The organism is Chitinophagaceae bacterium, from assembly GCA_030053935.1.
Classification (GTDB): domain Bacteria; phylum Bacteroidota; class Bacteroidia; order Cytophagales; family JASGCU01; genus JASGCU01.
The window spans coordinates 1-10,395 of sequence record JASGCU010000083.1 but is presented as its reverse complement, the minus strand read 5'-3'; the positions used below and the strand labels follow the sequence as shown (position 1 = coordinate 10,395).

Here is a 10,395-nt window from a genome sequence, read left to right as displayed (position 1 = left end):
AGAGAAAAAAATCCAACCAAAAGTATATGAATACGATTTTTTGAAAGAATAAAAAGACATATTGATAAATAGGTAGGTTATATAAAGTACATGACTCTTAATAGGGTTTAGAATGATAGAAAAATAAAATAATAACATAATTTTTATTTTGATTATTGAATCCACTCCAAAAATTCCTTTTTATAAAAATATTGAATTGTAAACCTATTGATAATCAAACAGTTACAAAACTACAAGAGTATCAAAAGTAGTTTTTCAGACATCTGTGTTTTTTAAACCATAGTTTTTCCTTCCTTTTAAAGAGTGATAGATATTTATATTTAATCTCTCCATATATAAGGAAATAAAAGAATAGATGCCGTAATGCATATTACATCTAATAAACAAAGGGATAGAAACATATCCTGTGCTTGAGAAAAATCAAAATTATCTAAGGCGTAATAGGTTATTTTGACCGCAAATATCAGAATGGGTATCAGAATGGGTAAACCAAGCAGAGCAGTAAAGACCGTGCTGTTTTCTGTAGTAGATGCTATTGCAGAAATGAGCGTAAGCACAAATCCTATTCCTATATTTATCAAGAAAAGGTTGAGAAAAAACAGAGCAGTGTTTTGAATAGGATTACCAAAAAATACAATATACATTCCAAAGGTTAATAATGATAGGAAAGAAAGGAGTATGCAATGAAAAATACTTTTGGACAGAATGATACTTACGGGGTGAACAATGGTGTAGAGATATAAAAGAGTACTTTTTCCGTGATGTGTAAAGCTTTTTGCGGTGCAATGGAGTGCAGAGAACAAAAAGGTTATCCAAAAAATACAATTCCAAAAGGGTAGTGGGAGTTTTCCTATCTGTCTTACGGACAAACAAATATGTATTATAAAAAGAGAGGAAAGGGAAAAAAGCATTATACCTATAAATGCGTTTTGTTCTCTCATTTCTCTTTTAAATTCTTTTATGAGGAGGTGTTTTGTTTCTGTATAAAGGTTCACTCTGTGGGTAGTTTATTTTTTATAATCATGGTTTTCTAAAAGGGATATATAACTTTTATAGCGAGATGCGGGTATAGTGTTATTTTTCGCTGCTTCTACTACTTTACAGGCGGGTTCGTTCTTATGAAGACAGTTAGAAAACTTACAATGCTCTGCAATAGCCTGTATTTCAGGAAAATAAAATTTTATATCTACGGCTTTCATATCAGGTATGCCAAATTCTTTGATTCCAGGGGTATCTATTATAAAGGTATTGTTTGGCAAAAGAAACATTTCTGCAAAAGTAGTGGTATGCTTGCCTTTTTCTGTGAATTGGGATATTTCATTTGTTTTTTGTGCAATGGGTATGCCCAAATTATTGAGAATAGTTGATTTTCCTACACCGGAATGTCCCACCAAAATGCTTACTTTTTTTTCTATTTTTTGTAAAAAGAGATGTATATCGTTTTTTTCAAAAGCAGAGATGAGCAGGACAGGATATCCGATGCTTTCATATATTTTTTTATATTCTTCTATGAGGGGCGTTTCTGATGGGCATATACTATCTTTTTTATTAAAAACGAGGAGGGATTCAATGCCAAAGGATTCGGCGCTTACTAATAATCTGTCTATAAAACCTAATGTTGTTCGCGGTTGCGAGAGAGAAGCAATGATAACGAGAAGGTCTATATTTGATGCTATTATATGAGAATGTTCTTTTTTTTCGGGAGATTTTCTGATGATATAATTGCTACGTGGGTGTATTTTGGTAATGGTATAGGCAGTTTCGTTTTTTCCTTCGTTGGTAAAGTCCACCCAATCTCCCACAGATATTGGGTTTGTAATTTTTTTATTCTCTAATTTAAATTTACCCTTGAGAGTTGCTTCTACAATAGTGTTTTCGGAAAGAATTTTATAGAACATTCCCGTTGATTTTATGATTTTTCCTTTCATTGGTTATGGAATAAGGGGAATTCTCTTGTATTCTATCATCTTTTGGATGTATTTACCCACAAAATCAAATTCTAAATTTACCAAGGTTCCCACTATGATATTTTGAAAATTTGTGTGTGAATAGGTAAATGGGATTATAGCCGTAGAAAAAGTATTTTTAGTGGTATGAAAACAAGTAAGTGCCACACCATTCACACAAATACAGCCCTTTTCTATATTGATATGGGGAGTTCTCTCATCGTATTCAAATTCAAAGAGCCAGCTCCCGTCTTGTGCTTCTTTTTTTATACAAATACCTGTTTGATCCACGTGTCCTAAAACAATATGCCCATCTAATCTTTGCTGGAGAGATAGCGCTCTTTCTATATTAAGCGGTTCTTTGGGTTTCCATTCTTTTATATTCGTTCTATCAATGGTCTCTTTTACTGCTGTTACCGTATGCTGCGTGTTTGTAGCATCTATAACAGTCATACAAATACCATTATGAGCCACGCTTTGGTCTCTTTTCAGCGTGTGAGCAATATTACTTTTTATTATAAAATGTATATTACTTCCTTCTTTTTTTATTTTTTGAACGGTACCAATACTTTCTATAATTCCTGTGAACATTTGTATTTGCAAATTTTATACATGAAATCTAAAATGCATGATATCCCCATCTTTCACAATATATTCTTTTCCCTCCACGTTCAATTTGCCTGCTTCTCGGCAGGCATGCTCCGATCCATATTTCACAAATTCCGCAAAAGGAATAACTTCTGCTCGTATAAATCCTCTTTCAAAATCGGTATGGATAACCCCTGCTGCTTTTGGGGCTTTCCATCCTTTTTGTATAGTCCAAGCTCTTACTTCTTTGGGACCAGCGGTAAAATAAGTGATGAGATTTAATAAGTGGTAAGACGATTTGATAAGTACATTCAAAATGGGTTCTGCTAAATTATATCCCGACAAAAACATTTCTTTTTCGTCCTCTTCCAATTCTGCAATTTGTGCTTCTATAGCGGCACAGAGTACTATAAGTTCTGATGTCTCATCTTGAATAGATTCTCGGAGCTTCTCTACCAATTCATTTCCTTTGTTTATGGAATTTTCATCTACATTGGCAACGTAAATAATGGGCTTGAGAGTTAAGAGTTGTAGGTCAGCAATAGTTTCTTTTTCTGCGGGCGAAATGTCTAATGTGCGGATATTTTTTCCCATTTCTAAATGTTTTTTTACCGAGAGCAGAAAAGATAACTCTGTTTTTGCTTTTGCATCGCCTGTTTTAGCTGTTTTTTCCGTTTTTGCTATTTTTTTTTCTACTGATTCTAAATCTTTCACCTGTAATTCTGTATCTATTACTTCTTTATCTTCCACGGGGTTTATTTTCCCCGCAACATGCACTATATTATTATCATGAAAGCATCTCACCACGTGTATCAGAGCATCTACTTCTCGGATATTTCCTAGAAATTTATTTCCTAAACCCTCTCCCCTACTCGCACCCTTCACTAAACCCGCAATATCCACAAATTCCATTATAGTAGGAACAACCTTTTCGGGTTTTACTAATTTTTCTAAGTCAGTTAGACGCTCATCGGGAACAGTAATAACCCCTACATTCGGCTCAATAGTGCAAAAAGGATAATTAGCCGCTTCTGCTTTTCCTTTTGATAACGCATTAAAAAGCGTTGACTTCCCTACATTTGGTAAACCTAAAATTCCACACTGTAATGCCATACTTTATTTTTATGTTTTGTTTTGAAATAATATATTTGTCTGTTTGCAATTTACATTATTTTAAATAATATTTATGAAATAAAATATAATTATGTTTTTGTTTTATATTTACGAATATTAAAAAATATAGGTATGTTAAAAAAAAAAATACTTCTATGAATGTCTTCTATGAATGTACGAAATAATAAAAACATAGGAAATATCTTAAGAAAAAACCTAAGATGGTAAAAAACAACAAATTAGTAGCTCCTTTTTTAAAATGGGTTGGAGGAAAAAGACAACTTATGCCTTCAATTGTTGATTTGTTGCCAAAAAATATCAAAGATCTAAACTATGTTGAACCCTTTATTGGTGGAGGTGCGGTTCTTTTTCATTTACAACCTAAAAATGCTATAATCAATGATTTCAATGAAGAAGAAAGTCCAGATGTATTAACTTATCAAGTACAAGTAATAATAAAAACATCCTAAATCTTAAAATTATCAATTTTATACTTATTATTTTAACATATTATATTATGAAATTTTAATTTGAATGAACCTCATAAAAATAAACATAATTGCTCCTCTTTTCTTTTTTTGTATAGTCACCTCTTGTATCGGGAAAGGAGATATTTTTGTGGGAATACGATACGGTGGGCATTATTCTGATGCTTTTATAAGCAATATCTACTCTCCTATAGCTCTTGATAAAAGCCCTCTATTGGGGTATCACATTGCATTATCAGGGAAATTCTTTGTGGAAAGTATAACAAGATTGCTACCGGGACTTCAAATAGATATAAACTACACCCAAAAAGGATATCAACAATATTTTACAGAGAGTAGTTTTAAAACACAGATGTTTTATTTAGAAATACCATTTATGGCATCGCTTGTCTTTCAGATAAGAAAAAATAAAGAACAGGTATTTATAAATGCAGGTCCTTATATAGAATTTTTTTTATTCCAAAACAATACTATTACAGGAAAACAAATAGATCCAGATGAAAAATGGTATCCCTTTGACCCCGCAAAAGATAATATATGGGGCTACGGACTCAAGAGTATGCTCGGAATAAACAAAATATTTCCCTTTGGGCAAATACAATTAGACGCGGGGGTAAGCTATACTCTGAGTGATTTTAAAAAAACAAAGGAACTCACTTTTGATATCCCCAATAATACACATCATATAGTATATACTCTTTCTATGAGTTATTACTTTTTGGTCAGATAACTACCCGTTATGAAAAAGCTCTTTACACTTAATAACTCACTTTACACAAAAATTATATTCAAAAAATGTATCTTAATATTTTAATGATTGCATACCTTATTTATGCTATTTTTTGGAGTTTTTTAATTCCGTTCTATTCTCATAATGCTGCAATTCAAATGAGTGTAAAGTTTATTAGCATTTTAAAATGTAAAGATATGAAATTGTATTATATTTTTGCGTAAAGTGAGTTAATAAATAGAACAATTTTACATCAAAATACTCTTTTTTAAAAGTATTTTAATATTTGTAAACGAAAAATTGAAAGATATTAGAGATGTATAATATTTTTTTTGTCTTTTCATAAAATTAATTATATTAGGACTATATTATTTTTTACTGAGTGGATCTATTTTTCATAAAAACAAACATAATAAAAAAAATGAAAAGAATATTGTTAATAGCAGGGTTATTAGTAGCGGCAGAAACAGGTTTTGCACAAAGCATAGATAGTATTCGTCCGGTGATAGCAAAGATAGGAGATACAGTAACTATTTATGGAAGTTCCTTTCAAAATACGGCACAAGTACATATAAGATGGAGAAATTTCTTTTTTGATACTGTAAGCCGAACCTCTACACGTATAGAGGTAAGAGTACCTGCTTCTTTGAGAAATGGACTCTATCCTATAGAAGTAATACAAGGAATGGATACCTCCAATGTGCATCTGATAAAAACTATTGACTATGCTCCTAAAAGTGTTATTGGCTGGGGGAGTAATAATTATAATGAAATCCTTATCCCCGATGGATTATTGTCATACAATGTAGTGGATGTGGTAGCGAGTCGTTCTCTTATTGATGGTCATCGTCATTCTTTAGCCTTGAAAGGTGATGGTACCGTGGTTGGTTGGGGAGGAAATAATCATGATCAGAGTAATGTTCCTGTTACTCTAAAAAATGTAGTACACATAACAGCAGGAAATAATTACTCTGCAGCCCTCATAAGCAATGGTTCTGTGGTTACATGGGGAAACATATCTTCTACTTCTATAACTGATGCTGTGGATATTTCTGCTCATGAATTTGCACTCTTTGTTTTAAAAAAAAGTGGAGCAATAGTATCAGAAGGAAACGCTTCTCTTCCCATACAACATAGATTTACGATACCCACAAATAGTAATTTTGTTCGCATTAATATGGGATACACCACTGGTTTAGCAATAACAAGGGATAGTTCTTTGGTATCTTTTACTAATTTTAATTCTACTGGAATTGCTATTCCACAAATAAGTAAAGTTATACAAGCTGATGTGGGGTATGTTTTGGGAAGTTATACAGGCTCTGCTCTTACATCTTCGGGTATATTATATGTAGTATCCTCTACAGGAACAGCAACAGCATTCAATGTAAAAGAAATTTCTGTTGGAGATTCTCATACGATAGCATTATTTAACAATAAAACTATTCGCATATTTAACGGTAGCGGAGATTTGGATAGTATTCCTAAAAACATAACATGGGGTAATGTATATGGTATCTCTGCTGGTTCTTTTCATAATTTGGCATTGTATCAGCCCGTTCCGACTATAACTTTTGATTCTTTACTGCCTGTTGCTTTGACTGATAGCACATTAAAACTAACAGCAAGTATAGATTTTGATTTTCCTATTTTATACAGCAGTAGTAATACAAGCATAGCAGATATTTTTTCTGTGGATAGTATCCAACTCAGAAGAGTAGGTACTGTAGTAATAACCGCATACATACGCGAAAAAGTAGATACTGTTGAATTTACTTCTGTAAAGAGAAATTTATATATAAGGCATTTACCTACATTACGTTTTGACTCTCTCTCCCCTGTGGTATACGGAATTTCTCCTTTCCCTTTATCCGCTCGTAGTACTGTAAATGTACCTATACTTTATAGCAGTTCCGATACGCAAATAGCTCGCATCATAAGAGATAGTGTAGAAATACTATCTCCCGGAACAACTTTTATTACTGCTTATCAGCAAGCCAATGATACTGTTTTTGCGGTCTCTCTTAAGCGATATTTGGAGGTAAGAAGGCGAACACCTGTTATCACAGGAGTATCCCATGCAGTGGCAGAATTGGGAGACAGTGTTATTATAAAAGGAAGAGATTTTTATTTCTCCCAAATAAAGATTCAAAGTCGTGTAATTGTTCCATTGAGTCTAAGGGATACCCAAATAATTTTTCAAATACCAAGAGATATGAAACGAGGATTATATCCTTTCATTATCAAAAATTCTTCTTTAGATTCTAGTAATTTTTATTTGATTAGAATTATTGATTTTACATCCAGAAGAGTAGCAGCATGGGGACACAATACACATGGACAGCTTAATATCCCCACAGGATTGAAAGATGTAGCACAGTTGGATGTAGGAGAGTGGCATAGCATAGTATTAAAAACGGATGGAACAGCAGTTTCTTGGGGAGGATACGGACATAATAATGTATCTCTACCCCTTATACCCGTTCATGATTCTCTCAATAGAAAAAAAAACATAGTAGCGGTAGATGCATCCGATTACCATTCTATGGTATTACTTAATGATGGTACGGTTGTTTCTTGGGGAAATGAGGAACTTGCTCGTTCCGAAGGAAGATTTTATAATCAAATAGCAGTACCCAATACCGTAGGAAAAGTTATTGCCATCAGTTCTCGGGATTATCATAACCTTGCACTACGATACAATGGAACTGTGGTAACTTGGGGAAACAATGCAGGTACTGTTCCCGCTTCCGTAAATAATATAGTGCAAATATCCGCAGGTGATTTACATTCTATAGTCAGAAAAACAGATAATACAGTTATAGCATGGGATAGAGTAGCAGGTTTAACAAACTATGGACAATCCAATGTTCCATCGGGATTGAGATCGATACAAATATCTGCGGGTACTTTACATTCACTTGCTATAAAGACAGATAGTACAGTGGAATCATGGGGAAATTATAATAATACTACCGTTCCCGATTCTCTCAGAAATGGCAGAATAAAGTTAATAGAAATATCAGCTGGATATTCGCATTCTCTTGCTCTAGGTAAAGGAGGAAAAGTATTTAGTTGGGGAGATACTACTTACTCTAAAATACCGAGTTGGCTCAATGATATTTCTGTTTCTGTAGGTGCAGGAGATAATTTTTCTGCTGTTCTCACTCAAAAATCAAGTCAATTAATCACTTTTAGCCCAATAGCTCCCCAAGCATTATCTCTAGTATCATTTATATTAAAAGCAAGTAGTTCTTCTGGACTACGCATTACGTATAGAAGCACAAATACAAATGTTGCTACCATACAAGATTCTCTTCTTCTCATGCACTCTATAGGTACCACTACCATTATCGCTACTCAAACAGGCAATGATGAATATTATGCTGCTTTTTCAGTAGAACAACCATTAGATATATATAATATAGTATTGACAGAACTTTCTCCCGTAATAGTAAAAACAGGGGATTCGGTAGTTTTTAAAACAAAAGGAAATATAAGCGGTGCATCTTTATACATCAATGGACAAAATATGGAAACCATAAGTCCCAATGATTCTATTGTCAGAATACCCCTTGGCTTTTCAACAGGGGTACACATAGCAAGAATAAAAAACGCTACCGATTCTTCTAATTTTCTCCTCATAAAAGTAATTGATTATACCCCTAAAAAAATTGTAACATGGGGAGATAATCTCTACGGACAATCAAATGCTCCATCGGGAGTAACAAATGCAGTAGCTGTATCAGCCGGACTATATCATAATGTAGTCCTCCGTTCTGATGGTACGGTGATAGCATGGGGACTTAATAATGCTGGACAGGTGTATGTTCCAAATATTCATAATATAGTATCTGTGGAAGCAGGAGCTTTCCATTCCTTAGCATTAAAAAATGATGGAACTGTCATAGGTTGGGGAAAAAACGATTTTGGAGAATCTACAACAACACTCATAAGAAATGTAAAAAATATATCAGGAGGATATGATCATTCCCTCGCTGTTACTATAGATGGAAAAGTTATTGGATGGGGAAATAGAGCAGATGGACAGCTCAATATACCCAATACTCTTAGCAATGTAAAACAAGTTCTTGCAGGAAATTTTTTCTCTCTAGCACTGAAATACGATGGGACTATAGCTGGCTGGGGAAATAACAGCAACTCTATCATTTCTACCGCTACCACTAAAACCAATATCAACGCCATATCGGGTGGAAAAACTATACCGAGTGGTACAGGAAATAATATTATAGCTCTTCATGCAGATAGTACTGTCAGCGTATGGGGTTCTACCAATTATAGTATAAATAATCATCCTGTAGGTAAATTCTTGAAAGCAACCCACGGAGATGGACAAGGTATGGTTATCACAAAAGAGAGACGAGCCATTCAATGGGGATATACAGGAGATGATACACCTCCTCTCCTACGGGAAGTAGTAGATATTGCATTGGGATACTCCCATGCCGTAGCACTTGGGTTTAATAAACAATCCCAAACTATTACTTTTGCTCGTGTAGAAAGCCAGATTATAAATGATACTATCATTCTCAAAGCAAGAAGCTCTTCAGGATTATCAATAAGCTATACCAGCTCCGATACTTCTATTGCTCTGATCAAAGACTCACTACTCATAACACGCAATAAAGGGACTGTAACTATTACCGCAAACCAATACGGAAATGATGATTTTATTGCCGCTACTCCGGTATCTCAAACAATAGAAGTTTTTGTATTCAAACTTACTCAACTTTCTCCCGTAATAGTAAAAACAGGGGATTCGGTAGTTTTTAAAACAAAAGGAAATATAAGCGGTGCATCTTTATACATCAATGGACAAAATATGGAAACCATAAGTCCCAATGATTCTATTGTCAGAATACCCCTTGGCTTTTCAACAGGGGTACACATAGCAAGAATAAAAAACGCTACCGATTCTTCTAATTTTCTCCTCATAAGAGTGATTGATTATAACCCACAAGGAATAGTAACATGGTCGGGATATGAACTGCTTGTTACAGGGGCACCTGGTTATAATCAAATACTGTCTATAATTAATAATCGTCCAAATATAACTGACGGGGTCATAGTATCCTCAGGATTTTACTATAGTGTAGTACTGAGAGCAAATGGAACTGTTGTGGCATGGGGAAGCAACGAGGATTCTAAAGCTACCGTTCCACCGAACCTCAGTAATGTAGTAGATATTTCCGCAGGACTAAGTCACGCTCTTGCTCTCAGGAATGATGGAACAGTAATAGGATGGGGAAAAACAGAACAAGCCACCATTCCCGATTCTATAAAAAATATAAAAAGCATATCGGCAGGACATACTCATTCATTGGCAATCACAGTAGACGGAAGGGTTACAGGATGGGGAAGTAATGCAGCGGGACAACTCAATATACCTCCTAATCTTCAAAATGTAAAAACAGTCCATGCGGCATCAAATCATTTTCCTATTACTACAGAATATTCTTTAGCTCTTAAAAATGATGGAACTATAGCTGCATGGGGAAGAGAAGAAATG

At 34.1% G+C, this 10,395-nt stretch carries 7 protein-coding genes; 3 read left to right on the top strand and 4 right to left on the bottom strand.

Features of this window, described 5'->3' with window-relative positions; translation table 11 throughout:
* Nucleotides 1–320: 320 nt before the first annotated feature.
* From QM536_08120 to ychF, 4 genes are read right to left on the bottom strand one after another with little or no spacing between them, the layout of a single operon-like run.
* Nucleotides 321–995 (bottom strand): heme exporter protein CcmB, encoded by a 675-nt coding sequence (locus QM536_08120; GenBank protein MDI9356969.1) that lies wholly within the window; start codon nt 993–995, stop codon nt 321–323.
* Between the two features lie 12 nt (nt 996–1,007).
* On the bottom strand, nt 1,008–1,928 hold the full coding sequence (gene rsgA / locus QM536_08115; protein ID MDI9356968.1) for a ribosome small subunit-dependent GTPase A: 921 nt from the start codon (nt 1,926–1,928) through the stop codon (nt 1,008–1,010).
* A 3-nt stretch (nt 1,929–1,931) separates the two neighbouring features.
* Complete coding sequence (locus tag QM536_08110) at nt 1,932–2,537, bottom strand: riboflavin synthase (GenBank protein MDI9356967.1); 606 nt, start codon at nt 2,535–2,537, stop codon at nt 1,932–1,934.
* Nucleotides 2,538–2,552: 15 nt separating this feature from the next.
* Nucleotides 2,553–3,647, bottom strand: a complete 1,095-nt coding sequence (gene ychF / locus QM536_08105; protein ID MDI9356966.1) for a redox-regulated ATPase YchF — start codon at nt 3,645–3,647, stop codon at nt 2,553–2,555.
* A gap of 221 nt (nt 3,648–3,868) precedes the next feature.
* Here ychF and QM536_08100 point away from each other — a divergent pair, with 221 nt between their 5' ends.
* From QM536_08100 to QM536_08090, 3 genes are all read left to right on the top strand, one after another.
* Nucleotides 3,869–4,117: a DNA adenine methylase gene (locus tag QM536_08100; protein ID MDI9356965.1), complete on the top strand. Its 249-nt coding sequence runs from the start codon at nt 3,869–3,871 to the stop codon at nt 4,115–4,117.
* Nucleotides 4,118–4,181: 64 nt separating this feature from the next.
* Nucleotides 4,182–4,865, top strand: coding sequence for an outer membrane beta-barrel protein (locus QM536_08095; GenBank protein ID MDI9356964.1), 684 nt, complete (start codon nt 4,182–4,184; stop codon nt 4,863–4,865).
* A 421-nt stretch (nt 4,866–5,286) separates the two neighbouring features.
* A partial coding sequence (locus QM536_08090) for a hypothetical protein (protein MDI9356963.1) occupies nt 5,287–10,395 on the top strand: 5,109 nt, incomplete at its 3' end.

Coding starts and splice junctions, on each gene's coding strand:
- QM536_08110 (MDI9356967.1), bottom strand. CDS start 2,537: ATGTTCACAGGAATTATAGAAAGTATTGGTACCGTTCAAAAAATAAAA.
- QM536_08100 (MDI9356965.1), top strand. CDS start 3,869: ATGGTAAAAAACAACAAATTAGTAGCTCCTTTTTTAAAATGGGTTGGA.
- QM536_08095 (MDI9356964.1), top strand. CDS start 4,182: ATGAACCTCATAAAAATAAACATAATTGCTCCTCTTTTCTTTTTTTGT.
- ychF (MDI9356966.1), bottom strand. CDS start 3,647: ATGGCATTACAGTGTGGAATTTTAGGTTTACCAAATGTAGGGAAGTCA.
- rsgA (MDI9356968.1), bottom strand. CDS start 1,928: ATGAAAGGAAAAATCATAAAATCAACGGGAATGTTCTATAAAATTCTT.